Raw genomic sequence first — 23,274 nt, forward strand, 5'->3', positions numbered from 1 at the left:
CAGGGCGGAGGGAACGCTCAGAGCAGGGAGCCATCCAGGCTGCGCAGGCGGCTGGCGAGTTCCTCGCGCAGTTCCAGGAAGGGCTGGGACACGCGCAGGTGGCGCAGGTCGGAGCGGTCCAGCTGGACGTCGACGGTGTGGACAATCCTGCCGGGCCGCGGCGCCATGATGTGGACGGTGCCGGCGAGCAGCAGCGCCTCCTCGATGTCGTGGGTGATCAGCAGGGCGGTAAGCCCGGTGCGCTTCCAGAGGTCGTGGAGGAACTCCTGCATCGATTCGCGGATCTGCAGATCCAGCGCCCCGAACGGTTCGTCCAGCAGCAGCACCTTCGGCTCGGTGGCCAGGGCCCGGGCGATGGCCACCCGCTGCTGCATGCCCCCAGAGAGTTCCCGCGGCAGCAGCCGGGCCGCGTCGGCCAGCCCGACCACGTCGAGGAAGTAGGCGGTCCGCTCGCGGATCTCCGCCTTGCCCCGTCCCTGGAGGGACAGGCCGAAGGCGACGTTCTGGGCCGCCGTGAGCCAGGGGTAGAGGCTGTACTTCTGGAACACCATGCCGCGGTCGGAGCCGGGGCGCCGGACCGGCACGCCATCGAGGTGGATGCTGCCCTCGCTGGGCCGCTCGAGGCCGGCGATCAGGCGCATGACGGTGGACTTGCCGGATCCCGAACTGCCGACCAGAGCCATGAACTGACCCGAAAACAGCTCGAAAGAGATGTTTTCGAGAACGAGCTTGCGATCCCGCCCCTCGCCGAAGCTCTTGGAAACCTGGGAAACCTGGAGATGCATGGGATTCAGTTGGCCCAGGAACAGGCCCGTCGCATCAGAAACCGGAAACCCAGATCGATCATCAGACCGATCAGTCCGATCACGATCAGCCCGACAAAGATCTCATCGGTGCGCAGGAATCGCTGGGCCAGGCTGATGCGTTTGCCCAGGCCCTCGTTGGCGGCCACCAGTTCGGCGACGATCACGAGGTTCCAGGCCGAGGCCATGTTGATGCGGTAGGTGTCGAGCACCTGGGGGGCGATGTAGGGAGCCACCACCCGGGTGAGGATGGGAAGGCCCCGGCCACCCAGGGTGAGGGCCGTTTCGACCAGTTCGGAGGGAACGAACTTCACCGCATCCATGATCATCAGGGTGTTGAAGAAGAAGGTGCCGATGAAGATGAGCATCACCTTCGGCAGCTCCTCGAGGCCGAAATAAATGATCAGCAGGGGGATGAAGGCCGGCGCCGGCATATAGCGGATCAGCGCCATCAGGGGTTCCAGAAAGTGGCAGATGGTGCGGTTCGTGCCCATGGCGATGCCGATCGGCAGGGCCAGCCCTGCCGAGATCGCGAAGCCGATGAAGACCCGCTTGATGCTGGCCACCGCATCCGCCACCAGGATGCCGCGCTGGAACTGGTCGGTTCCCGCCATCCACACCGCTCCAGGGCCCGGCAGGAAGAGCTTGTCGACCATGCCGCTGGCGGTGACCAGCCACCACACCAGGAAGACGGTGAGGATGCCGAGCACCCCCAGGACCCAGGGGTGGCTGAGGAAGCGACGCAGGGCGGGGGACCGGGCCATGGTGCTCAACGGGCGTTGTCGACAAACTGGGAGTTCAGCAGGTTGGTGAGGTCAGGCTTGGTCTTGGCCAGGCCCGTCTCCACCAGGAAGACGCTGATCTGTTCGGCGGCATAGGGCAGCGACAGCATCGTGGTGCCCGGCTTGAAGTTGCTGCGGTTTTCCTCCAGGGTCTGGATGGTGGTGCCGGCGTTGTACTCCTTGAACTCGGCTTCGCTGACGCCGGAGCGTTCCACCAGGATCGGCAGGGTGCCGGTGGGGTCGTCCTTGATCGTCTTGAGGGTGGCGAACCAGGCGTTGACGATCTTCTGGACCTTCTCGGGATTCTTGGCGACGAATTCCGTACGGCAGACGAGCAGATCGCTGATCGCCCCGGGGTGATCCTTGGACGTGGCCAGGGCCCGGCTGCCCGGCCGCTTCAGGGCCTGAGTGGTGAAGGGGGCATAGACGCCGGCGGCGTCCACCTTGCCTGCGGCGAAGGCCGCGGCGGCGGCGCCAGTTTCGAGGGGAACGAAGGTGATGTCCTTGGCGGAGAGACCCGCATCCTTGAGCACCTTGAGCAGCAGGAAGTGGTCGACGGTGCCTTCCTCGGCGGCGACCTTCTTGCCCTTCAGCTCGGGGATCGACTTGATCTCCGCCGCGGCGATGATCTGGTCATTGCCCGTGGAGAAATCGTTCTGGAGCACCACCTGGAGATCGGCCCCACCCGCCACCGAACTGATCGTGTCGTTGAGGGTCTGGCTGTTGCAATCCAGCTGACCGGCGTTGAGGGCGTTGATCGAATCGAGATAGCCGTCGAACCACTGCATCGAGGCCGCCACCCCCTGCTCCTTGAACAGCTCCTTGACCTCGGTGACCTTCCAGGGGAACCAGCCCGGCCAGGCGCTGTAGCCGATTTTGACGGGCGCCTCCTGGCTCGCAGGCTGCTGGCAACCGGCCAGCAATCCTCCCCCGAGAGCGGCCATCAGGGTGAGGGCGACGGCCCGGCGTTGACGACGGAACAAGGTGGCTTTCAACATCAGGTAAATCGGGGAAAGGGTGGTGCCTGCGCAGATGGAGAGGGTCGCGTCTTTGACGCGATCCCAGATGGATGCTGGGTTCGGTTCCGTGGGGTTGTTGGGTGAAGGGAGCCCCCGCTGGAGAGGGTCAGAAGAACTCCAGATAACGCTGCTGTTCCCATTCGGAGACAGCAGAGTGGTAGGACTCCCACTCTTCACGTTTGTAGGAGACAAACGCCTTGAACATGGCATCACCGAATACGCTTTCGGCAAGTGGATCCGCCGCGAAGGCCTCCACCGCCTCGCCAAGGGTTCGGGGCAGCATGTTCAGGCCCCGTTCGGCCCGCTCCGCCGCGCTGAGTGTGTAGGCATTCACCAGGTTGGGGGCGCCGGGATCGAGTTGTTCGCGGATCCCCTCCAGGCCGGCGGCCAGCATCAGGGCCGCACCCAGGTACGGGTTGCAGGAGATGTCGGCCGCCCGGCATTCCACCCGGCCGCCGGGAGAGGGAATGCGCAGCATGTTGGTGCGGTTGTTGTTGCCGTAGCAGACGAACACCGGTGCCCAGGTGAACCCCGACATGCTCCCCTGGGCGACGAGGCGCTTGTAGCTGTTGACCGTCGGGGCGATCACGGCGCAGATGGCGGGGGCGTGCCGGAGCACACCGGCGATGAAGTGCTCCGCCAGCCGGGTGACCTCCCCGGGGGTCGCCTCGGGCGTGGCGAACAGGTTCACCCCGGTCTGAAGGTCCGCCAGGGACATGTTGAAGTGGGCGCCGCTGCCGGTGCGGTCGCCGAAGGGCTTGGGCATGAAGGTGGCCAGCAGCCCATGCCGATGGGCGATCTCCTTGGCCATCAGCTTGAAGAAGGTCAGCCGGTCGGCCATGGTGAGCACGTCGGCGTAGTCGAAGTCGGTCTCGAACTGGCCGGGGCCGTCCTCGTGGTCGAAGGAATAGACCCCCCACCCCAGGCCGTTCATCGCCTGCACCAGCTCGTCCAGCCAGGGCAGGTTGTCGAGCAGGCCGCGCACGTCGTAGGCGGGTTTGTCGAGGGTGTCGCGGTCGCTGAAGGGGACCCAGCCCCCCGCCGCCCCCTTCTTCAGCACAAAGAACTCGGTCTCGATGCCGAGGTTGAAGCGGAAGCCCATGGCGGCGGCCTCCTGGCGCACCCGGCCCAGGATGTGGCGGCTGCAGGCGTCGAAGGGGCGGCCGTGCAGGTGCAGATCGCTGGCGAACCAGGCCACCTCCGGCTGCCAGGGGAGCACGGTGACGCTGGCGGGATCGGGGACCGCGGCCACCTCGTCGTCGCTCACCTCCTGGGGAACGCCGTCGAGGGCCGCGCCGGTGAACAGTTCGGAGCCGGCCATCATCTGGTCGAGGTGCTCGAGGGGCACGGCCTTGGCCTTGCTCACCCCGTGCAGGTCCACGAAGCTGGCCAGGGCGTAGCGGACGCCCTTCGCGCGCAGGTCGGCCTGCAGGGCCGAGGTGGAATCGGAGGCGGGATGCTGGTGACTCATCAGGCGTGCAGCAGGGCGGGGGAGGTCTGAACGGCCTGGCGCTGGGCGTCGAGCCAGTCGTGCCAGGCCTCGAAGCCCTCTCCGGTGGTGGCGGAGAGGCGGAACACGGCGGTGCGGGGGTTGACCTGGCGGATGTGGGCCTCGATCCGCTCCACATCCACGGGCAGGTGGGGCAGCAGATCCACCTTGGTGATCAGCACGCAGTCGGCTTCCCGGAACATCACCGGGTACTTGAGCGGCTTGTCGTCCCCCTCGGTGACGCTGAGGAGCGCCACCTTGCGGTGCTCACCGATGGCGAACTCGGCGGGGCAGACCAGGTTGCCCACGTTTTCCACCCAGAGGATGTCCAGGGCGGCGGGATCGAGCCGCTGGCGGAGCAGCTTCAGGCCGCCGCTGACCATGGCGGCATCCAGGTGGCAGGCACGGCCGGTGGTGATCGGCACCACCGGAATCCCCACGGCCTCCAGCCGCTCAGCGTCGAGCAGGGTGGTCATGTCGCCTTCCAGCACGGCCATGGCCCAGCGGCCGGCGAGGGCGGCGAGGCTGCGCTCCAGCAGGGAGGTCTTGCCGGCGCCGGGGCTGCTCATCACGTTGAGGCAGAGCAGGTTCCAGGCGTCGAAGTGCTCGCGGTTGTGGTCGGCCCGGTGCTGGTTGGCCGCCAGCAGATTCAGACCGAGGCTGTCTTCGAGGGGCATGTGCATGGCGGATCAGCGGGCGGCTGTGGGACGGGAAGCGGTGGACGGGGCGGTATCGAAGCCGTAGGCGACCGAACGGATCCGCAGTTCGCGGCCGCTGACGATCTCCTCCATCGGGTGGTGGCAACAGGGGGAGCGGAAGCCGTCGGCTTGAACGGGGCTGTAGGTGGCCTGGCAGCGGACGCAGCGCCCCACCAGGGGCACCGACTCGATCACCAGCTCGGCGCCGTCGAGCCAGCTGCCCTTGACGGCATCGGCCCAGGTGACCACCAGCTGGTCGGGTTCGACGCAGGTGAAGGTGCCCACTTCGAGATGGACCCGATCCACCGCCGGCACCCGGGGAGCGTGCTGCTGCTTCCACTCGTTCATGGACAGCAGCAGGCAGCGCGTCATGTCGACTTCATGCATGCCCTATCTCCAGGCGCGGTCGACCTGCATGTTGCAGTCCTTGGAGAGCCAGGCGGGGGCTGACTTGCGGGGCAGCTGACCACTCACCACCAGGTGGGCCATGGTGTCGCAGATGACCCGGGTGGCCATCAGGGAGGTCATGTCGCTGACGTCGTAGGGGGGGGAGACCTCCACCACCTCGAGGCCGCAGACGGGCACGTTGCGCACGATCAGCTCCAGCAGCTTGAGGGCCTCGCGCGGCAGCAGGCCGCCGGGCTCGGGCCAGCCGGTGCCCGGCACGAAACCGGCATCGATGCAGTCGATGTCAAAGGAGATGTAGACGCAATCGGTGCCGTCGGTGGCCCGTTCGATGGCGAACTTGGCCGCCGCCTCCAGGCCCATGTCGCAGATGTCGGTGACGGTGAGCACGTTGGTGCCCCGCTCGCGGCAGACCTTCACCCCTTCCCGCGGCACCTGCCAGCCGCCGATGCCCAGTTGCACCAGGTTCTCGGCCGGGGCGTTGGCCATGTTGGTCGCATGGAACCACGGGGTGGTGTGCATACGCTCGTCCAGGTCGGTCTCCTGGGTGTCGACGTGGCGATCGAAGTGGATGATGCCCACCTTCTTGTCGCCGAGATGGCGGCAGACGCCCCGGACGGTGGGGAAGCCGATCGAGTGGTCGCCGCCCAGGATGATCGGGAAGGCGCCGCTGGCGAAGACGTGGGCGATGCCCTTGGAGATCTGATCGAAGCTCTTCTCGTTATTCGCGGGGATGGTGAAGATGTCACCCACGTCGCAGAGGGTGATCTGCTCGCGCAGGTCGACCCCCATCTCGTAGTTGTAGGGGGTGTACAGCGCTGAAATGCGCCGGATGCCCTGGGGACCGAAGCGGGTGCCGGGCCGGTAGGTGGTGCCGCTGTCGTGGGGAACCCCCACCACCGCCACATCAAACTCCCCAACCCGGTTCACATCCTCCAGGTAGGGGGCCTTCATGAAGGTGTTGATGCCGGCGTAGTGGGGCAGCTCACCGCGGGAGAAGGTGGAGATGCGCCGGTCGACGATGCTCTCGGCGGCCTCCAGGCCATGGCGAAGGCCCTGGTCGACCTCCTGCTGCCAGCCGGTCAGGGGAAGGGCGGCTTCCTTCTCGAGGGCCCTGGCCCCTTCACTGCCGGCGGGGTGGCGCCCCCGGTCGAAGGCCTCGGCCGCATCGGCCTGGCTCCCGCTGGACGGATCGTTCATTCGGACCTCTGGGCACGGTGGGAATGGGGCGGTCTCCCGGGCTTTTGTCCCTCCGTGCCACACACCGGTGAGAACTGGGTTCTCGGATTCGGTGGGTGCGCTTCTCTCGGACCAGGCATCCCTACGCCTGCTGGCAGTGCCAGGAATGGCAGTGCCAGCAATGGGGGACCGGAACCCTAGAAGCAATTTCCGCCTTGGGATCCTGAAGGCCCCCGGGCGGGACGGTTGTGACGGTTGCTACGGGATCGGTGCGGTCGCCTCAGGAAGGACAGGGGAGACCGGCCGCCTTGCGGTTGGTCTCGCGGCGCAGCAGCAGAAAGAGGTAGTCCGGGTCCTTGTACTGGCTCGGCAGGCACTGGTGCAGCTGCTCGAGCCGGTGCCAGCAGACCGTGCGCTGGATCTTCTTGAGGGTTCGACCTTCCCGGACCAGCAGCCGCAGGGCCTTGCAGTACATCGAATAGTTGGCCTCCAGTTCACCGATGGTGACTTTCGGGATCGTGACCTTCGGTAGGGACGCTGGAAGCGATCGGGCGGTCATCGGCCATCCTTCGGGGCAGGCCCCGCAGAGATCCATCCACTGTCGTCCATGGCCGGCCGGGGCGCGCCCCCCATCCGGGGACATTCCCGCCCATGGCCTCCCCCGGCCGGAGGGGGACGCCATGGGGGTTCGCTGACCCGGACGGCACAGGGGGGTGGCGGCCCTTCCGATTCAGTTAAGGTTTTGTCAGCAGAGGATTCCCGGCATGTACAAGGACCATCCCGTCATGAACGCGCTGCTGGAGCAGCTCCGCTCCCTCAACGAGCAGTACAGCGACCTGCCCAACGAGCTCAACCGCTACCGCGTCGTCCGCCAGGAGCAGCTGATCGCCCAGTGGGCCCCCGGCGTCAGCGTCGCTGTCTGAGTCTCGCCCTGGCCAGGGCGGCCCGATGGCCCCCCGTCCCCACCCCCTGTTGATGCCTCACCCGTGAGGTGATGAACAAGAACCACCCCGTTTACCACTCCCTGGTCGCCAGGCTGGAGAGCCTCCGGGATCAGTACCGGCACCATCCCTGCGAGCGGAACCGCTACCGGCTGGTGCGGCAGGAACAGCTGATCGCCCAGTGGGTGGCCGCCTCCGACCTGCCCTCCCCGAGCCTCTCCCCCATGGGCGGCGGCGCGTCGGCACCGGCGCCAACATGAAGAAAATCTCTCGCTTTGCCGTCGGGTGTTCCTTGTTGCTCTCGGGAGCCCATCCATCGGCTATTCCGTAGACAGCACACCCCTGTCGGCTGTACGGGCAAAGGTATGGGCAAAGGTTCGGGTAAAGGTCCTGGCAAAAAGGAAAAAGGAAGTCTCAAGATCAAGACCCTGACGATCAAGCCGCCGAAGGCGAAAGAATCCCGAAGCCTCGGCGCTTCCGCCGTGAGCGAGTCGGATCTCTACAGGCCCTCTCCGATCTTCGACGACCTCGCCAACCATTCCGAGGGACGCCCCCCCAAGCTGGATCGCAAGTTCTACGAGAAGGAACTGGCCCGGCTCCAGGTGGAGCTGGTGAAGATGCAGTACTGGGCGAAGCATGTGGGGTACCGCATGATCCTGCTGTTCGAGGGCCGGGATGCGGCCGGCAAGGGCGGCACCATCAAGCGCATCACCGAGCCGCTCAACCCTCGGGGCTGCAACGTGGTGGCCCTCGGCACCCCCTCCGACCAGCAGAAGACCCAGTGGTACTTCCAGCGCTATGTCGAGAATTTCCCCTCCGCCGGGGAGATCGTCCTGTTCGACCGCAGCTGGTATAACCGGGCCGGCGTCGAGAAGGTGATGGGCTTCTGCACGCCGGAGCAGGTGAATGAATTCATGCTCTCCTGCCCGGAGTTCGAGCGCATGCTGGTGCGCAGCGGCATTACCCTGATCAAGTACTGGTTCTCCGTCAGCGACGACGAGCAGGAGGCCCGTTTCCGCTCCCGGCTGGAGGATCCGGCCCGCCGCTGGAAGCTCAGCCCGATGGACCTGGAATCCCGGGACCGCTGGGTGGAGTTCTCCCGGGCCAAGGATGAGATGTTCGCCCACACCAACATCCCGGAGGCCCCCTGGTTCACCGTTGAGGCCAATGACAAGCGCCGGGCCAGGCTCAACTGCATCCGTCACCTGCTCAGCAAGGTCCCCTACGAGGACATGACACCCAAGGCGATCGAACTGCCCCCCCGCAAGAGCGGTGCCGACTACCAGCGCCCCCCGATGAACGAACAGTTCTTCGTGCCCAACGCCTATCCCTGAGCCCCCTCGACCAGCCAGCGGCGGCCCCCGAGCAGCTCCAGCCAGACCAGCACCACCAGCCAGTGGATCAGCACCGGGGCCGCGATGGACCCGGTGAGCTGGTAGGCAGCCACGCACGTCACCCCCAGCAGGGCGGCCAGGAGCAGGAAGCGACCGTCGTCGAAGAGCTTGCGGCCCCGGCGGTACCAGAGCCGGCCGGCCAGCGGATGCCAGGCGACGAAGAGCCCCACGCTCAGGGCCCCCCAGGCGGCGGTGTCCGCCATGCCGAGACCTTCCAGGGGGTGGGGCAGCAGGGCGGCCCGGAACAGGGTCTCCTCGACCAGGGCCGGGGTCAGCAGCAGGGCCGGGGCCTGGCGCAGCAGCAGCCAGGGCCGCACCGCTGAAGCCGTCGCCGGCAGGAAGCCGCTGCGGCGCCCCAGCGGCAGGGCGATGGCGGCGTAGGCCCCCAGCAGCAGGGCCGTCAGGGCCAGGCCGGCTCCACCGAGGGGCGTGAAGAAGGCATCCATCAGCCGGGGCAGGGCCAGCCCCACCACGGGCAGCTGACCGAGGAGCTGGGTCGGCGCCAGGGGGGCCAGGCGCCGGTCGGCGCCGGGGAGCTGGTTGGTGCGCAGCACATGGAGCGGGTCCCCGTGGCGCAGGAACACCCGGGCCATCTCGTCGTGGGCGCGGCGGGGCAGCATCGATCGCCAGCTGAGCAGTCCATCCCAGAGGCTGGGGCTGGCCCGGAAGCGGTCCGGTGCATCGCCGGGCCGGTCCATCAGCGAGGAGTTGTGGCGCCAGTCGGCGCGCACCATGCCGAAGGGCGTCAGCAGGGCATCGAGGGAGCGGGCCAGGGAGGCGAGCCGGGGCAGTTCGGTGCCGTCGAGCTCGCGGCGGCGGCGGCGCAGCTGGTCGATGGCGATCCAGAGGGCCTGGCTGGAATCCTGCACGCAGGAGATGGCCGGCGACACCAGCGAGACCCCGCCGCCGTCACCGCTGCGGTAGCGGGCCATCAGCACCTCCGCCTGGATCGCCAGTTCCTCCAGCAGCAGGGGGTCGGTGCGCACCAGCACGTCCGAGATCGGCCGCGTCCCGAGCCAGCCCCGCTGCAGGTTGCCGGTGTAGGCGCTCCAGTCCTGGCTGCCCGAGACGATGCCGTTGGGATTGTTGGCGTAGATCTGGTGGTAGCGCAGGTCGAAGCGGGGCTCCCCGCTGAAGGGATCGATCACGACCCGGGCGGCACCGAAGGCGAAGTGCCCCGTCACCGTGAAGCCGCTGATCGGCTCGCCATCGGGCCCGCCGATGCCGCCGAAGTTGTGGATCAGCAGGGATCGGTCGCCGGGTTGCCAGGGGGCGTGCTCCCCATCGGGATCCAGGCCAACCCGGCTGAAGCGGCCGCGCCGGGTCTCGCTGTCGCTCCAGTTGGTCCGGCTGATGGCGTTGAGGCCGGCGGCGGTGCCCCGCAGAACCTGGTCGCTCTCCAGGCGGGTGAGGTGGCGGGGTTCCAGGGCCTGGGCGGTGAAGGTCCCGTCGCTGTCCGGGGCGCCGTAGAGGTACCAGCCGTCGCTGCCGACGGGGGACTCCAGCAGTCCCTGCGGATCGAAGAAGCGCCGGCCATGGCGATCGGGGGGCTGACGGGGCAGGCGCACCGTCTCGATCGCACCGCCGAAGTCCCCCCGGCCCCGGTCGTAGTGCTGCACCCGGAAGCGCTCCGGGTCGGCAGGGTCGCGGGAGAGCAGCCGCACCAGAGCCACCCAGCGGCCCGTGCTCTGCAGGGGCGGGCGAGCGATCCGCAGCACGGTGTCCCCGTCCCGCCGCTCGACGTCCACGTCCTCGAGCGCCACGGTGATGTCGTCGTGGGGATGGGCCCCCGCCAGGGTCTGCAGCGGCCCGACATCGTTGCGCCCATCCAGGCGGGTGGGCACCACATTGCCCTGCTGGGCCGCCAGCCGGGCCTGGGCCCCGAGCCGCACCGGCGTGCTCACCTTGCCCACCAGGGCCCGCAGCACCGGCTCGTCCCGCCAGCCCAGCCGCAGGCGCTGGCCGACCAGGGCCTCTTGGCCCGCCGGGGCCTGCTCCAGCTCCAGCCACACCCAGTCGCCGCCGCCCCGGGCCATCTCGGCCGCTGCGGGAAGGATCAGGCGCCCGAACCAGTCGCCATGTGGTCGGTAGAGGGCCGGGTCCGGCCGACGTTCCAGCGGATAGTGCTCCGGACGGTTGAAGGGGGCCTGCCAGGCCAGGTCGTAGCTGGTGGGCGGTGGGGGGGGCGGCGCGCCCAGGGCACCCCTGGCCAGGGGCAGGACCAGCAGCACCATGGCCAGAACGGCCGTCAGAAGGGTCAGCCGGCGGCGGCGGTCGGGGCGAGGCCGCCCGGGCTTGGCAGGTGGCGGCATGGGGTCCTAACCGCCGCTTTCCCGGTGGATCGCCAGGGCCGCCAGCACGCCGCCGGCGAAACCGGAGGCGTGGCCGATCCAGCTCACCCCCGGGGGACTCAGGAACGGCAGCAGGCTGGGCAGCGCCCCCCCGTAGGCGAACAGCGCGGTGAGCGACAGCAGGATCGAGAGGGGGCGGCGCTCCAGCCAGCCGATCAGCAGCAGGTAGCCCAGCAGTCCGTAGATGACCCCGGAGAGGCCATGGCTGGCCTGGTGCCAGAACAGCCAGACGGGGATGGCCGTGGCGTAGACCCCCAGCCACACGGCCAGGTAGTCGCCCCGGCTCTTGGCCAGCACCAGCCAGGACAGGGGCAGGAACCAGAGGCTGTTGCTGATCAGGTGTCCGAAGCCTCCGTGGCTGAAGGGGGCGGTGAGCACCCCGAGGAAGGGCCCTCCCGGCACCATCGGCAGGTTCCAGCGGCCTCCGAAGAAGACCTGGTCGATGATCTCCTGGACCCAGGGCACCGCCAGGATCAGCACCGGCAGCACGGCCATGCCCTTCAGGCGGGACAGGCTGCGGTCGAGCCGCTGGGCAAGGGATCCGGCCATGGCTGCAGGCGAACCGGCAGTGCGTGTCGGCCTGTCCTAGCTCCCCAGCGGACCGCTCAGCAGCCACCACCACAGCGGAACCGAGACCAGGGCCAGGGCGGTGCTCCAGAGAACCAGCGACGCCACCCCATCGGCCGCCTGCCGCCGCCCGGCTCCGGCGGTCTCCTGCCGCCCGGCAGCGGCCGCTTCCGTGAGCAGCAGCACCGAGATGGCGGTGGGGGCCGCCGCCTGCAGCACCACCGCGTCCCGCAACTGGGAGGGCAGCCCCAGCAGGACGGCGAGCAGCAGCATGGCCGCCGGGAGCACCACCAGCTTGCCCACCAGGGGCGCCAGCAGGGCCGAACCGCCGGCGGGGCCGGCCGTGCCCGCCGGGCGGCGCCGGAGCATCAGGCCCAACCGCATCCCCACCAGGGCCAGGGCCACCAGGACCACCAGCCGGGCCGGCCACCACAGCCATTGGGCCAGTACCGCGCTCCAAGGGGTCTGGTGCAGCAGCACGGCCAGCGCCAGTCCCCGCATGGCCGGGCTGGTGGCCAGCACCCGCAGCTGGCGGCGCACGCCGGTGGCGCGCCGGTCCACCAGCAGCGGACCGAGGCTCCAGGTGATCAGCGTGGCCATCAGATCGAAGGCGATCGTGAAGCCGATGGCCTCGGGGGGAAGCAGGGCCAGGGCCACGGGCAGCCCCCAGTAGGCGGTGTTGCCCACGACGCAGCCCAGTTGCAGGCTGCCCTCAGGGATGCACCGGCCCAGGGCCGGCAGGCGCAGCAGCAGCAGGCCCAGGCCCGAGGCGGCCGCCGCCATCAGGGCCGCCGTGAGCAGCTCGGCCTGGAAGCCCGACCGCAGCAGCAGGGCCACCAGGCTGATGGGAATGCCCCAGGTGATCAGCGGCGGGGCCAGCCGTCCGGGCAGCCCGGGGAACCGCATCCCCAGCAGCAGTCCGAGGCCCAGGCAGGGGATCAGTTCGAGCAGGAACCGCAGCACCAGCCCTCCACCGCACCCCTGGCGTACCCACCATGGCGGTCCCCGGCCTGCAGCGCTGCCTAGGGTCGTCGCTTCCCCAGATGCCCAGGTCTTCGATGCAATCCCCCATGCGCTCCGGTGCCGACAACGGCTTCGGCGGGCTCTGGCAGCTGGTCTTCGCCGCCGTGCTCGCAGGCCTGGTGCTGCTGACCCAGACGGTGTTCATCGTGCCGGCGGGCAGCGTGGCCGTGGTCACCACCCTCGGCAAGGTCACCGGTGAGCCACGGCAGCCGGGGGCCAACTTCAAGGTCCCCCTGGCCCAGAACACCTCCCTCTTCGATGTGCGCACCCAGGTGCGGCCGGAGCAGTTCTCCACCCTCACCAAGGACCTGCAGGTGATCCAGGCCACCGCCACCGTGAAGTACGCCATGAAGCCCGCCGAAGCGGGTCGCATCTACGAGACGATCGCCACCGACGACCAGCAGATCTATCCGCGGGTGATCCAGCCCTCCCTGCTGAAGGCCCTCAAGTCGGTGTTCTCCCAGTACGAACTGGTGACGATCGCCACCGAGTGGAACTCCATCTCCGAACTGGTGCAGGAGAAGGTGGCCGAGGAACTGCGCAAGTTCGACTACGTGACCGTCCAGGGCCTGGACCTCACCGGCCTGCAGATTGCCGAGGAGTACCGCGCCGCGATCGAGCAGAAGCAGATCGCCGAGCAACAGTTGCTGCGGGCCCAGACGGAGGTGCTGATCGCCGAGCAGGAGGCCAAGCGGTACCAGACCCTCAACTCAAGCCTCGATGACCAGGTGCTCTACAAGCTGTTCCTGGATAAATGGGATGGGCAGACCTCGGTGGTGCCGGCCCTGCCCGGGGCGGCCGGGGGCGGCGGCAGCCCGGTGATCGTCAACGGCCGCCGCTGAGCGGGACGCCCGATGGACGAGGGAATTCTCGATGTGGATCTGTTGGCCTTCGAACGGGGCGGCGCGAGGGCCCGCGACGCCGTCGTCGATGGGGTGAGGCGCAGCCTGGCCAACGGCTTCGTCTACACCAGCAGCGATCTGCCCGTTGACCTGCTGGACTCCGCCTACGGGCTCCTGCAGCGGTTCTTCGCCCTCGAGGCCGACACCAAGCGGCGCTTCCGGGCGCCCGGCGCCAGCGGTCAGACCGGTTACACGGAGGTGCTGGTGGAAACGGCCGCCGGCAGCAATCACCCGGACTGGAAGGAGATGCTGAACTGGTCGGCCCCCCTGGCGGCCGGCCATCCCCTGCGGCTCCGGTTCCCGGCGTTCTATCCCGAGCAGGTCCTGCCGGAGGCGGCCGTTCCCGGCATCACCGCCGTGCTGGAGGAGTTCCACCGGGCGATCGCCGATCTGCAGCGGCGCTTTCTGCGGGTGATCGCCGTGGCCATGGGCTGCGGTGATGGCTTCTTCGAGGAGATGGTGCGTGAGGCCCCCACCCTCACCCGGGCTCTGCGCTATCCCCCCATGGCCCAGGCACCGGGGGAGGGGCATGTCTGGGCGGCGGCCCATGGGGACATCAATCTGATCACAGCCCTGCCGAGGGCCACCGGGCCGGGGCTGCAGGTGCGCGTGGCCGGGGAATGGGTGGAGGCGGCTCCGCCGGAGGGCCGGGTGATCATCAACACGGGGCTGATGTTGGAGCGTCTCTCCAACGGCCGCATCCCCACCGGCTGGCATCGGGTGGTGGCGCCGCCGGGGGCCACCGATGAGCGCTTCAGCGTCGTGCAGTTCTGCCATGCCAGACCCTGGACGGTCCTGGCGCCGGTGCCCTCCTGCTGCGGCCCGGATCAGCCGCAGCGTTACAGCGCCATATCCGCTGCAGATGCCCTCGAAGAGGTGCTTTACCGCATCAATCTGCTCGAGAACTGAGCATCCGCTGGCGAGGATAGCGGTCGTTCAGAAGGCCGCCGTCACCCATGAGTTCGACGATCCAGGGTGCCGGGATTCTCTCGATGTCGCCGGTGTCGATGTTGAGCACCCGGGCGAAATCGGCCGGGGTCGGGCCGCTGAGCTCGCAGATCCGGCCGATGAACCACGGCCTGCCGGCCATGGCCACCACGGCCAGGTGCCCGGCTCGCGCCTCCCGGAAGCGCTGGGGGTTGGCCCGCCTCAGGGGGGCCACCGCTGGATCGATCTGGCCGGGTGCCATGGCAGACCTCTGGTACACCTGTACTGTAACTGGATCGCTTCGGCGCGCCACCGGTCTGCGGGAGCCCCATAGGCTGGGCCCACCCAGAGGCGGAATCCGTGAACGAAGGCAGCAGAGGCGAAGGCAGCAGAGGCGAAGGCAGCACACTGGAGACCGGCGCGAACGAGCGCAACACGGCCGCGGGCGGCCAGGCCTTTCAATACGAGCCCCTCGAGCGCTTCGGGGAAGGCCTCACCACCGCCCGCCCCTGGAACCGGGCTGCCCTGGCGGGGGTCGAGCGTCTCAACGGGCGGGTGGCGATGATCGGATTCCTGGCGGCCCTGATCGGCGAGGAGTTCACCGGCAGGGGAATCCTTGGTCAGCTGGCCCTGATGCTGCGCTGGCTGCTGGGCTGAGGCCCCTGTTCCGGGGCGATCGTCCCTGGCCGAAGCCATCCTCACCAGCCGGCCATCCCCGACGGGAATCGTGATGGCCGCAGCCGCTGGCAGCCCCCTCTACATCCTGATGATCAGCCTCCATGGCCTGATCCGTGGAGAGAATCTGGAGCTCGGCCGTGACGCCGATACCGGCGGGCAGACGAAATACGTGGTGGAACTGACCAGGGCCCTGGCCCGCCAGCCTGCGGTTGCCCAGGTGGATCTGGTCACGCGCTGCATCAAGGATGCTGACGTCTCGAAGGACTACGGCAAGCCGATCGAGGTTCTGGATGCCAACGCACGCATCCTTCGGCTTCCTGCAGGACCGGATCTCTACATCCCCAAGGAAGAGCTCTGGGGCCATCTCGATGCCTTCACCGATGAGCTCTTCAGTTGGCTCCATCATCAGCCGCGACGGCCGGACATTCTTCACAGCCATTACGCCGATGCCGGTTATGTCGGTGTTCGCCTGTCCCATCTCACGGGTCTGCCGCTGATTCACACCGGCCACTCCCTCGGCAGGGACAAGCTGCGCCGGCTTCTGGCCCTCGGTCTGTCTGTGGAGGAGATTCAGAAGCGTTATCGGATGGCCGAGCGAATCAGTGCCGAAGAAGATGTGCTGAACAGTGCCAGCCTTGTGATCACCAGCACCCACAATGAGATTGAAGACCAATACGAACTCTACGACTGCTACACCCCTGAGAAGATGTCGGTCATCCCCCCGGGCACCGACCTCAATCAGTTCCATCCACCGACACCCGAGGATGGCCCGGTCGCCTTTGCCGGCACCCTTGCCAAGTATCTCCGGGAGCCTGAGAAGCCGATGATTCTGGCCCTCTCAAGGCCGGATGAGCGCAAGAACATCGTCACCCTCCTGGAGGCCTACGGCAAGTCAAAGCGCCTGCAGAAGCTGGCCAATCTTGTGATTGTTGCCGGGAATCGAAATGACATCCGTGAGCTGAACGAGGGCGCCCAGCAGGTTCTCACCGAGCTGCTTCTTGTCATCGACTGCCATGAGCTCAATGGCCTGGTGGCCCTCCCCAAGCACCATGCCCCCAGTGATGTGGCTGAGATCTATCGACTGGCCGCCTCCTCAAGAGGGGTTTTCGTCAACCCGGCCCTCACTGAACCCTTCGGGCTCACCCTGCTCGAGGCGGCGGCCAGTGGACTGCCGCTCGTGGCGACGGAAGTCGGTGGACCCGTCGACATCATCGGCAATTGCAGGAATGGTCTGCTGATTGATCCTCTTGATGAAGCATCGATTGCCGGCGCCCTGCTGATGATTCTCGAAGATGATGCTGTGTGGTCAACCTTTTCCAGCAACGGCCTGACGACGATTGCCAGGTTCTATTCCTGGGAAGCCCATGCCAGCCGGTATCTGAAACTGGTGGAGGATCTGATCGTTCAGAAGCGAGTCGTGGCCCGTCCGGCCCCGCTGGCGAAGCCGCCCGCCGTTCAGACAAGAACCCGCGCCATCTTCACCGCCATCGACAACACCCTTCTGGGTGATCCGGAGGCCCTCTCCCGCTTCGTGAAGCTGATGAGGGAGCAGCACCGCAGGGTTCTGTTCGGGATTGCCACCGGACGACGGCTCAACTCGGTGCTCAAGCTCCTGAAGATTCATGCCATCCCTATGCCCGATGTGCTGATCACAAGCCTGGGAACCGAGATCTATACCCCACCCCAGTTGACGACGGACATCTCCTGGATCCACCACATTGATCATCTCTGGACACCCCAGGCTCTCAAACGCCTGATGGATCCACTGCCCGGTCTGACCCTGCAGGCGAAGGAACATCAGAGCCGATTCAAGCTCTCCTATTTCTATGATCCCCAGCAGGCGCCTGCCATGGAGGAGATTCTCACCCTGCTGCGGCAGCATGAGCTCTCTGCCCATACCAGCCTCTCGTTCGGCCAGTTTCTTGACTTCGTTCCGGCCCGTGCCTCCAAGGGCCAGGCCCTGCGCTATGTCGCCAACCAGTGGAAGATTCCCCTGCAGCATGTTCTGGTGAACGGTGGATCCCGTGATGATGAAGACATGCTCCGTGGCCAGACCCTTGGCGTGGTGGTCGACAGCCCCCATCGTCAGGAACTGGCCCAGCTCAGTGACGCCGAACGGGTCTATTTCTCTGCCAGATCCCATGCCGCTGGAATCCTCGAGGCCATCGACCACTATGACTTCTTCGGGCGATGAGCAGTCCCCGCACCTCCCGCCGATGCGACGTCTGCTGCTCTGCACGGACCTGGATCGTACCCTGCTTCCCAATGGTGAGCTGCCCGAATCGGAGGGGGCCCGAGCCATGCTCGCCAGGGTGCTCCGCCAGTCGGGGTTCTCGCTGGCCTATGTCAGCGGCCGGCATCTGGCCTTGATCGAGCAATCGATTCGGGACTATGACCTGCCCCAGCCGGACTGGATCATCGGCGACGTCGGCAGTTCCATCCACGTCAGGGACGGCGATGGCTGGTCCCTTCTGGACGCCTGGTCGCGGTACATCGCCGCAGATTGGCAGGGCTGTTCCGCGGGCCAGCTGGGCGCCCTTCTGGGGGGATGTCCCGGCCTGGTGCTGCAGCCCGAGGACAGGCAGAACGCCCACAAGCTCAGTTTCTTCCTTTCACCGCTGGCCGATCTCCCCGCCCTCACCAGGGCCATCCACGCCTGCCTTGAGCCCCTGGCGATCGCGACCACGCTCATCTTCAGCAACGATGAATCGTCGCGTGTCGGTCTGTTGGATGTCCTGCCGCAGCGGGCCGGAAAGCTCCATGCGGTCGAGTTTCTGATGCGGGAGCAGGGCTTTTCAGCTGAACAGACGCTCTATGCCGGTGACAGCGGCAATGATCTCTGCGTGCTCACCAGCGGGCTGCCGGCCGTGCTGGTTGCCAATGCCCATCCGGATGTGGCCGAGCAGGCTGTGCGGGAGTCGGCCCGAAAAGGTACGTCTGAGTTTTTGTATCTTGCCAGAGGTGGCTTTCTGGGCATGAACGGCAACTACAGTGCCGGCATCCTGGAAGGGATCGGCCATTTTCATGCCGAAGCCATTCCGGAGCTGGATTGAACGATGCCGACGCGATGTCCGATCACCGTCTTTGGAGAAGTTCTGTTTGATTGTTTTCCGGATGGCACCGAAGTTCTTGGTGGTGCGCCCTTCAATGTGGCCTGGCACCTCAGGGGTTTTGGTCTCTCTTCCCGACTTGTCAGCCGGGTCGGCAGGGATGCCAGGGGCGAGCGGATCCGCTCCGCCATGGGGCACTGGGGCCTGGATGTCTCCGCTCTGCAGACCGACCCGATCCATGCCACCGGCCGGGTGAGCGTCACCCTCGTGAATGGCGAGCCCTGCTACGCGATCGTGTCGGGCAGCGCCTACGACTTCATCGATCCGCCCGAACCGTCCATGGTTCCGGGCACAGGCCTCCTGTATCACGGCACCCTGGCCCTTCGCCATCCCCCCTCGGCGGCTGCCCTGGCGTCCCTGAAGTCACTGCACCAAGGTCCGATCGTCCTGGATGTGAACCTGCGCCGTCCCTGGTGGTCGATCGAGACGGTTCTGCCCCTGGTGGACGATGCCGATCACGTCAAGCTCAATGCGGCGGAGCTGGCCCTGCTGAGCAACGACGCGCCGCCCGAGGACGACGCGCCCCCCGAGGACGATCGGGATGCCCTGGCCGCCTCCATGCACCGTTTTGCCGAACGTCACCGGCTGGAGACCCTGGTGGTCACCCGCGGTGCCCTCGGTGCCCTGCACTGGCGTGGCGGCGCGATCGTTTCCGTCGCCGCCGCCGCCGCTGGCCCCGTCGTCGACACGGTGGGTGCGGGGGACGGGTTCGCCGCCGTCCTGCTGCTGGGGCTCAGCCAGGGGTGGCCATGGGCCGAGACCGTCGCCCGTGCCGGCGATTTCGCCGCGGCCCTGGTGTCACAGCGGGGTGCCACCATCGATGACCCGTCGGTCTACACGCAGTTTCTGGCGTCATGGGGGGTTGGCTGATCCGATGTACGAACAGATTTCCCACTCCCTGCTGAATTCCATCCTGGATGATCTGCGTCCAGAGATCCGACGCCAGGACTTGCGTCACTTCTACACAAGGCTGGGCGCCAACTTCTACGCCATCCATTCGTTGTTCGTCACCCTCTATGGCCATCGTGACGACTTCAAGTTCCAGCTTCTGCGCCTGGTCGAAACCATGGCCCGTGGCTACATCGACCGTTCGCCAGATCTTGAAGCGCTCGATATTCTGAGAGAGGATGACTACAACTGGTTCCTCTCCCAGAAGTGGGTCGGAATGGCTGTTTACTCCAATGGCTTCGCCGAGAATCTTCCTGATCTGGCCAGCAAGATCGGCTACTTCCAGGAGCTGGGGATCAACATGGTGCACATCCTTCCGATCCTGATGTGCCCAGCCGGAAAGAGCGACGGTGGCTATGCGATCAGTGACTTCCGCCGCATCGATGCCAGGGTCGGCACGCTTGATGACCTGCGCAGGATTGCCGACGAGTTCAGAAATCGTGAGATTCTGCTGGTGCTGGATATCGTGCTGAACCACACATCGGATGAGCACGAATGGGCCCAGCGTGCCATGGACGGTGAACAACATTATCAGGATTATTACCACGTCTTTGACAACCGGGATATTCCTGATGTCTTCGAGCAGAGCATGCCCGAGGTGTTCCCCGAGAGCGATCCGGGTAACTTCACCTGGAATGGGGAGATGCAGAAGTGGGTGATGACGGTCTTCCACGAATACCAGTGGGACCTCAACTACTCCAACCCGGCGGTGTTCATCGAAATGCTCGATGTGCTGCTGTTCTGGGCCAACCAGGGTGTGGATGTTCTGCGGCTCGATGCCGTTGCCTTTCTCTGGAAGAAGCTCGGCACCAGCTGCCAGAACGAACGCAAGGCCCACCTCATCCTGCAGTTGATGAAGGACTGCTGCCAGGTGACCGCCCCGGGTGTCCTGTTCATCGCCGAGGCCATCGTGGCCCCCACCGAAATCACCAAATACTTCGGTGAAGACGCCATCGTGGCCAAGGAATGTGAGATTGCCTACAACGCCACCCTGATGGCCTTGCTCTGGGACGGTGTGGCCACCCGCAACACCCGACTCCTCTGCCAGGGCCTCAAGAGCCTGCCCAGCAAGCTGGAGCGGGCCACCTGGCTGAACTACGTCCGCTGCCATGACGACATCGGTTTCGGTTTCGATGACAGTGACATCGAACAGGTGGGCTACGACCCCCGTGCCCACCGGCGTTTTCTGATTGAGTATTTCAAGGGGGACTTCGATGCGATTCCCCGCGGGCTCATCTTCATGCCCAATGACACCACGGGTGATGCGCGAATCTGCGGTTCCCTGGCCTCCCTCGTCGGTCTGGAGTCGGCCCTCGAATCGAAGGATCAGCAGCTGATCGCCACCGCCATCAGCCGCATCCTGCTGATGCATGGGGTCATTTTGTCGTTCGGGGGTATCCCGCTCATCTACAACGGCGATGCCCTTGGCGTGCTGAACGATTACAGCTTCTACGCCGACCCCAGCAAGTGCAATGACACCCGCTGGGTGCATCGCCCGAAGATCGACTGGACCAGGGCCGAGCTCCGATGGAAGCAGGGGACCGTGGAGCATGCGATCTTCTCGGCGATGAAGAAGATGATCGCGATCCGCAAGGAGATCTCAGCCTTTGCCGATTTCAACAATCGCCAGATCCTGCCCCTGGAGAACGACCATCTGCTGGCCTTTGTGCGCACCAACCACCTGCGGCCATCGGAGCTGGTGCTGGTGGTGGCCAACTTCAACGACCAGCCCCGGTTCTTCGATCTCGAAAGCCTGGTGCCGCCGGTCTTCAGCAGCCACGATGGACTGGTCGATCTTCACTCGGGCCGGCGGCCGTCCCAGTCCGGCAGTCGCATCGTGCTGCAGGCTTACCAGTTCTACTGGCTGACCAAGACCTGAGCGCCCGATTCTCCCCCCGCCCGACGCTTCCCCTGCCCATGCGCGTCGTCACCCCCGTTCTGCTGGCCCTGCTGCTGGCCTCGGCGGCGGTGGCCGTCACCGTGTCGGTGCAGCCGCCCCCCAGCGGCAGCACCCCCGCAGCGTCCACTCCAGCCGCGACAACACCCGCGACGCCGGAGCCATCGCCGCCGCAGCCAGCCCCGCGCGCCTATCCCCGGCTGCCGGCGGACCCAGCCGCCATCGCCTCCCAGCTGGCCGCCGCCGAGCTGGCCCTCCGCTCCGCCGAAACCCCGGCCGAACTCCTGGGCGAGCTGGGGCACCGCCAGCAGGTCATCTACCGCCGGCTCGCCACCGAACCGGCCCTGGCCACCCGGGTGCGGGCCTTCCTGCCGGTCCGCTGGCAGGGGGTGATGGACCGCCACGTGGCGGCCCGCCGGGAGTTTCTTGCCATGCATCGGGGGGGGCGGCGCCCGTCCGTCGTTCCCGCCTGGCGGATCATCCCGCCCGAGCCCGCCGCCGACCTGCTGCGGTACTACCGGGAGGCCTCCGCCGCCACCGGCATCCCCTGGGAGGTCCTGGCCGCCATCAACCTGGTCGAAACGGGCATGGGCCGCATCGATGGCGTCTCCGTCGCCGACGCCCGGGGCCCGATGCAGTTCCTTCCCACCACCTGGGCCCAGCCGGGCGTCGGCAAGGGCGACATCCGCGATCCCGAAGACGCGATCCACGCCGCCGCCCGCTACCTGGTGCGGCGCGGTGGCCTGCGGGACATCCGCCGGGGGCTCTGGGGCTACAACAACAGCCGGCATTACGTCAGGGCCGTGCTGCTCTACGCCGAGCTGCTGCGCATGGATCCCCAGGCCTTCACGGGCCTGTACCACTGGGAGATCCATTACGCCTCCTCCGCCGGCGACCTCTGGCTGCCGGTGGGCTACAACCAGCCCCGCCCCCTTCCGGTCGCCACCTACCTGAAGCGCTTCCCCGCCTCGGCCCCTCCAGCACCCTGAGGGGCCTGCCAGCATGGGATCCCGCTGGGCTCCGATGACCCGGCTTCCCCATGACCCAGCGGCCCATGACCCAGCTGCAAGCGATCAACATCGCCAAGGTGACCACGATCGTGGGGCTGCTGGTGCCGGCCCTGGTGCTGGGGCTGGACTCCGGGCGGGTCGCGATCTACCTCGCCCTCCACATCAGCTACTGCCTCTGGTGGCTGCTGGAGGAGGTGCTGTTCCCCTGGCGCACCACCCAGCTCTTCACCGAGGTGGTTCAGCCGCCGCAGGCCGTCGCGGTGGTGCTCTACGTCGGGGTGTTCTACGCCGTGCCCGGCTGGCTGGCCATGGCCAATCCGGTGCCCATCGGCCCGCTGACGATCGCCCTGGGGCTCAGCCTGTATATCTTCGGATCGCTGCTGAACACGGCGGCCGATGTGCAGAAGGGCACCGCCAAGGCCCTGGGGGCCACCCTGGTGGCGGACGGGGCCTGGCGCCGGGTCCGCCATGTCAACTACCTGGGCGACCTGCTCCGCTACAGCAGCTTCGCGGTGATCGCCGGTTCGCCGTGGGCCTGGCTGCTGCCCGCCTCGGTGCTGGCGCTCTACCTCCCTCGCATGATCCGCAAGGAAGCCTCCATGGCCGAGCGCTATCCCGCGTTCGAGGCCTATCGCCAGAGCAGCTGGTGGCTGCTGCCCGGGCTCGTCTAGCGCTGCAGGGGAAGAAGGGCAGGGCCCCAACGCCTGGCCTCAGCCGAGACCCCTGCCGAGCAGCACATCCCTGGCGCCATTGACCGCCTGCATCGTGGCGTGGCGGCCGCCCCGGTCGGGGTGATGCTCGGCGGCGGCCCTCTTCCAGGCCACGGTCACATCGGCTTCCCGGAGCCGGCCCGCCAGCGCCAGCCCGAGACGGGCCCTGGCCTCGATGGCCTCCAGGCTGGGGCTTCGGCCCAGGGGGCCGTGGTCGGCGGCGGAGAGGCCCGTGCCCTTCTTGCGGCGCCCCTTGGTGCCGGTGGCCTTTCCCTGGCCGCGGGTGCGTGAGGCTGCAAAGCCCTTGCCGAGCGGCTCATCGGGCCTGTCCGAGGGAGCGCTGTCGGGCTGCTCCGGCCGCAGGGAGACCAGGGTCAGGCGGGGGTCAAGCAGGGTGCGAGCCATGGGTTCAGGTGCCAGCCCGACCGTTGCGTTGATGAG

Annotated in this window: 25 protein-coding genes and 1 riboswitch; of the genes, 12 read left to right on the top strand and 13 right to left on the bottom strand. The window is 67.1% G+C overall.

All coding sequences use genetic code 11. The features are described from left to right. Positions 1 to 17: 17 nt before the first annotated feature. From KUG39_RS00850 to KUG39_RS00885, 8 genes are all read right to left on the bottom strand, one after another. Positions 18 to 785, bottom strand: coding sequence for an ABC transporter ATP-binding protein (locus KUG39_RS00850; RefSeq protein ID WP_216912115.1), 768 nt, complete (start codon positions 783 to 785; stop codon positions 18 to 20). A gap of 5 nt (positions 786 to 790) precedes the next feature. Next, positions 791 to 1,567, bottom strand: coding sequence for an ABC transporter permease (locus KUG39_RS00855; protein WP_216912117.1), 777 nt, complete (start codon positions 1,565 to 1,567; stop codon positions 791 to 793). Between the two features lie 5 nt (positions 1,568 to 1,572). Then, positions 1,573 to 2,583 (bottom strand): ABC transporter substrate-binding protein, encoded by a 1,011-nt coding sequence (locus tag KUG39_RS00860; RefSeq protein ID WP_216912119.1) that lies wholly within the window; start codon positions 2,581 to 2,583, stop codon positions 1,573 to 1,575. A gap of 127 nt (positions 2,584 to 2,710) precedes the next feature. Continuing rightward, a complete protein-coding gene (glnT, locus tag KUG39_RS00865; RefSeq protein ID WP_216912120.1) occupies positions 2,711 to 4,075 on the bottom strand; it encodes a type III glutamate--ammonia ligase in 1,365 nt (454 codons plus the stop codon). Further along, complete coding sequence (gene hypB, locus KUG39_RS00870) at positions 4,075 to 4,776, bottom strand: hydrogenase nickel incorporation protein HypB (RefSeq protein WP_216912121.1); 702 nt, start codon at positions 4,774 to 4,776, stop codon at positions 4,075 to 4,077. Before hypB ends, glnT begins: the two co-directional genes overlap by 1 nt. A 6-nt stretch (positions 4,777 to 4,782) precedes the next feature. Then, a complete protein-coding gene (locus tag KUG39_RS00875; RefSeq protein WP_216912122.1) occupies positions 4,783 to 5,178 on the bottom strand; it encodes a hydrogenase maturation nickel metallochaperone HypA/HybF in 396 nt (131 codons plus the stop codon). A 3-nt stretch (positions 5,179 to 5,181) separates the two neighbouring features. Continuing rightward, complete coding sequence (speB, locus tag KUG39_RS00880; protein ID WP_216912123.1) at positions 5,182 to 6,396, bottom strand: agmatinase; 1,215 nt, start codon at positions 6,394 to 6,396, stop codon at positions 5,182 to 5,184. 31 nt (positions 6,397 to 6,427) lie between these two features. Next, positions 6,428 to 6,587, bottom strand: a riboswitch (guanidine-I (ykkC/yxkD leader). 68 nt (positions 6,588 to 6,655) lie between these two features. Beyond that, positions 6,656 to 6,934: a DUF3136 domain-containing protein gene (locus tag KUG39_RS00885; RefSeq protein WP_094584066.1), complete on the bottom strand. Its 279-nt coding sequence runs from the start codon at positions 6,932 to 6,934 to the stop codon at positions 6,656 to 6,658. 226 nt (positions 6,935 to 7,160) lie between these two features. On the opposite strand from KUG39_RS00885, the gene KUG39_RS00890 reads away from it, so the two are divergent. From KUG39_RS00890 to ppk2, 3 genes are all read left to right on the top strand, one after another. Further along, a complete protein-coding gene (locus KUG39_RS00890; RefSeq protein ID WP_190612454.1) occupies positions 7,161 to 7,298 on the top strand; it encodes a hypothetical protein in 138 nt (45 codons plus the stop codon). 71 nt (positions 7,299 to 7,369) lie between these two features. Next, positions 7,370 to 7,576: a hypothetical protein gene (locus KUG39_RS00895; protein ID WP_094584067.1), complete on the top strand. Its 207-nt coding sequence runs from the start codon at positions 7,370 to 7,372 to the stop codon at positions 7,574 to 7,576. A 105-nt stretch (positions 7,577 to 7,681) separates the two neighbouring features. After that, on the top strand, positions 7,682 to 8,650 hold the full coding sequence (ppk2, locus tag KUG39_RS00900; RefSeq protein ID WP_216912124.1) for a polyphosphate kinase 2: 969 nt from the start codon (positions 7,682 to 7,684) through the stop codon (positions 8,648 to 8,650). On the opposite strand, the gene KUG39_RS00905 is transcribed toward ppk2, so the two are convergent. Genes KUG39_RS00905 through KUG39_RS00915 form a run of 3 tightly spaced genes read right to left on the bottom strand, consistent with a single transcriptional unit; the run spans position 8,641 to position 12,591 of the window. After that, positions 8,641 to 11,022: a CPBP family glutamic-type intramembrane protease gene (locus KUG39_RS00905; RefSeq protein WP_216912125.1), complete on the bottom strand. Its 2,382-nt coding sequence runs from the start codon at positions 11,020 to 11,022 to the stop codon at positions 8,641 to 8,643. The two genes, ppk2 and KUG39_RS00905, sit on opposite strands and share 10 nt — an antisense overlap. Positions 11,023 to 11,028: 6 nt before the next feature. Next, positions 11,029 to 11,610, bottom strand: coding sequence for a rhomboid family intramembrane serine protease (locus KUG39_RS00910; protein ID WP_094584070.1), 582 nt, complete (start codon positions 11,608 to 11,610; stop codon positions 11,029 to 11,031). Between the two features lie 36 nt (positions 11,611 to 11,646). After that, a complete protein-coding gene (locus tag KUG39_RS00915) occupies positions 11,647 to 12,591 on the bottom strand; it encodes an AEC family transporter (RefSeq protein ID WP_216912126.1) in 945 nt (314 codons plus the stop codon). 95 nt (positions 12,592 to 12,686) lie between these two features. Here KUG39_RS00915 and KUG39_RS00920 point away from each other — a divergent pair, with 95 nt between their 5' ends. Together KUG39_RS00920 and KUG39_RS00925 are read left to right on the top strand one after the other, a co-directional pair. Then, the gene (locus tag KUG39_RS00920; protein ID WP_216912128.1) at positions 12,687 to 13,493 is read left to right on the top strand and encodes a prohibitin family protein; all 807 of its coding nucleotides are present in this window, start codon (positions 12,687 to 12,689) and stop codon (positions 13,491 to 13,493) included. Between the two features lie 12 nt (positions 13,494 to 13,505). After that, the gene (locus KUG39_RS00925; protein ID WP_216912130.1) at positions 13,506 to 14,462 is read left to right on the top strand and encodes an isopenicillin N synthase family dioxygenase; all 957 of its coding nucleotides are present in this window, start codon (positions 13,506 to 13,508) and stop codon (positions 14,460 to 14,462) included. On the opposite strand, the gene KUG39_RS00930 is transcribed toward KUG39_RS00925, so the two are convergent. Then, positions 14,443 to 14,742: a hypothetical protein gene (locus tag KUG39_RS00930; RefSeq protein ID WP_216912132.1), complete on the bottom strand. Its 300-nt coding sequence runs from the start codon at positions 14,740 to 14,742 to the stop codon at positions 14,443 to 14,445. The genes KUG39_RS00925 and KUG39_RS00930 overlap by 20 nt on opposite strands. Before the next feature lie 146 nt (positions 14,743 to 14,888). Between KUG39_RS00930 and KUG39_RS00935 the strand changes: the two genes are divergently transcribed. From KUG39_RS00935 to KUG39_RS00965, 7 genes are all read left to right on the top strand, one after another. Then, positions 14,889 to 15,137: a chlorophyll a/b-binding protein gene (locus KUG39_RS00935; RefSeq protein ID WP_190612448.1), complete on the top strand. Its 249-nt coding sequence runs from the start codon at positions 14,889 to 14,891 to the stop codon at positions 15,135 to 15,137. A 73-nt stretch (positions 15,138 to 15,210) separates the two neighbouring features. Next, positions 15,211 to 17,352 (top strand): HAD family hydrolase, encoded by a 2,142-nt coding sequence (locus KUG39_RS00940; RefSeq protein WP_216912134.1) that lies wholly within the window; start codon positions 15,211 to 15,213, stop codon positions 17,350 to 17,352. Positions 17,353 to 17,374: 22 nt separating this feature from the next. Beyond that, positions 17,375 to 18,211: an HAD-IIB family hydrolase gene (locus KUG39_RS00945; protein WP_216912136.1), complete on the top strand. Its 837-nt coding sequence runs from the start codon at positions 17,375 to 17,377 to the stop codon at positions 18,209 to 18,211. A gap of 3 nt (positions 18,212 to 18,214) precedes the next feature. Continuing rightward, positions 18,215 to 19,138: a PfkB family carbohydrate kinase gene (locus tag KUG39_RS00950; protein ID WP_216912138.1), complete on the top strand. Its 924-nt coding sequence runs from the start codon at positions 18,215 to 18,217 to the stop codon at positions 19,136 to 19,138. After that, positions 19,038 to 21,095 (top strand): alpha-amylase family glycosyl hydrolase, encoded by a 2,058-nt coding sequence (locus KUG39_RS00955; RefSeq protein WP_353617305.1) that lies wholly within the window; start codon positions 19,038 to 19,040, stop codon positions 21,093 to 21,095. Before KUG39_RS00950 ends, KUG39_RS00955 begins: the two co-directional genes overlap by 101 nt. 38 nt (positions 21,096 to 21,133) lie before the next feature. Next, positions 21,134 to 22,102: a lytic transglycosylase domain-containing protein gene (locus tag KUG39_RS00960; protein ID WP_216912140.1), complete on the top strand. Its 969-nt coding sequence runs from the start codon at positions 21,134 to 21,136 to the stop codon at positions 22,100 to 22,102. Positions 22,103 to 22,167: 65 nt separating this feature from the next. Next, entirely contained in the window at positions 22,168 to 22,794 is a 627-nt protein-coding gene (locus KUG39_RS00965; RefSeq protein ID WP_286192825.1) for a methyltransferase family protein, read from the top strand. A 39-nt stretch (positions 22,795 to 22,833) separates the two neighbouring features. On the opposite strand, the gene KUG39_RS00970 is transcribed toward KUG39_RS00965, so the two are convergent. Continuing rightward, a complete protein-coding gene (locus KUG39_RS00970; RefSeq protein ID WP_216912142.1) occupies positions 22,834 to 23,238 on the bottom strand; it encodes a molecular chaperone DnaJ in 405 nt (134 codons plus the stop codon). Between the last annotated feature and the right edge of the window lie 36 nt (positions 23,239 to 23,274).

The organism is Synechococcus sp. CCAP 1479/10, from assembly GCF_019038515.1.
GTDB lineage: Bacteria > Cyanobacteriota > Cyanobacteriia > PCC-6307 > Cyanobiaceae > Cyanobium.

Coding starts and splice junctions, on each gene's coding strand:
- KUG39_RS00850 (WP_216912115.1), bottom strand. CDS start 785: ATGCATCTCCAGGTTTCCCAGGTTTCCAAGAGCTTCGGCGAGGGGCGG.
- KUG39_RS00855 (WP_216912117.1), bottom strand. CDS start 1,567: ATGGCCCGGTCCCCCGCCCTGCGTCGCTTCCTCAGCCACCCCTGGGTC.
- KUG39_RS00860 (WP_216912119.1), bottom strand. CDS start 2,583: ATGTTGAAAGCCACCTTGTTCCGTCGTCAACGCCGGGCCGTCGCCCTC.
- glnT (WP_216912120.1), bottom strand. CDS start 4,075: ATGAGTCACCAGCATCCCGCCTCCGATTCCACCTCGGCCCTGCAGGCC.
- hypB (WP_216912121.1), bottom strand. CDS start 4,776: ATGCACATGCCCCTCGAAGACAGCCTCGGTCTGAATCTGCTGGCGGCC.
- KUG39_RS00875 (WP_216912122.1), bottom strand. CDS start 5,178: ATGCATGAAGTCGACATGACGCGCTGCCTGCTGCTGTCCATGAACGAG.
- speB (WP_216912123.1), bottom strand. CDS start 6,396: ATGAACGATCCGTCCAGCGGGAGCCAGGCCGATGCGGCCGAGGCCTTC.
- KUG39_RS00885 (WP_094584066.1), bottom strand. CDS start 6,934: ATGACCGCCCGATCGCTTCCAGCGTCCCTACCGAAGGTCACGATCCCG.
- KUG39_RS00890 (WP_190612454.1), top strand. CDS start 7,161: ATGAACGCGCTGCTGGAGCAGCTCCGCTCCCTCAACGAGCAGTACAGC.
- KUG39_RS00895 (WP_094584067.1), top strand. CDS start 7,370: ATGAACAAGAACCACCCCGTTTACCACTCCCTGGTCGCCAGGCTGGAG.
- ppk2 (WP_216912124.1), top strand. CDS start 7,682: ATGGGCAAAGGTTCGGGTAAAGGTCCTGGCAAAAAGGAAAAAGGAAGT.
- KUG39_RS00905 (WP_216912125.1), bottom strand. CDS start 11,022: ATGCCGCCACCTGCCAAGCCCGGGCGGCCTCGCCCCGACCGCCGCCGC.
- KUG39_RS00910 (WP_094584070.1), bottom strand. CDS start 11,610: ATGGCCGGATCCCTTGCCCAGCGGCTCGACCGCAGCCTGTCCCGCCTG.
- KUG39_RS00920 (WP_216912128.1), top strand. CDS start 12,687: ATGCAATCCCCCATGCGCTCCGGTGCCGACAACGGCTTCGGCGGGCTC.
- KUG39_RS00925 (WP_216912130.1), top strand. CDS start 13,506: ATGGACGAGGGAATTCTCGATGTGGATCTGTTGGCCTTCGAACGGGGC.
- KUG39_RS00930 (WP_216912132.1), bottom strand. CDS start 14,742: ATGGCACCCGGCCAGATCGATCCAGCGGTGGCCCCCCTGAGGCGGGCC.
- KUG39_RS00940 (WP_216912134.1), top strand. CDS start 15,211: ATGGCCGCAGCCGCTGGCAGCCCCCTCTACATCCTGATGATCAGCCTC.
- KUG39_RS00945 (WP_216912136.1), top strand. CDS start 17,375: ATGCGACGTCTGCTGCTCTGCACGGACCTGGATCGTACCCTGCTTCCC.
- KUG39_RS00950 (WP_216912138.1), top strand. CDS start 18,215: ATGCCGACGCGATGTCCGATCACCGTCTTTGGAGAAGTTCTGTTTGAT.
- KUG39_RS00960 (WP_216912140.1), top strand. CDS start 21,134: ATGCGCGTCGTCACCCCCGTTCTGCTGGCCCTGCTGCTGGCCTCGGCG.
- KUG39_RS00965 (WP_286192825.1), top strand. CDS start 22,168: ATGACCCAGCTGCAAGCGATCAACATCGCCAAGGTGACCACGATCGTG.
- KUG39_RS00970 (WP_216912142.1), bottom strand. CDS start 23,238: ATGGCTCGCACCCTGCTTGACCCCCGCCTGACCCTGGTCTCCCTGCGG.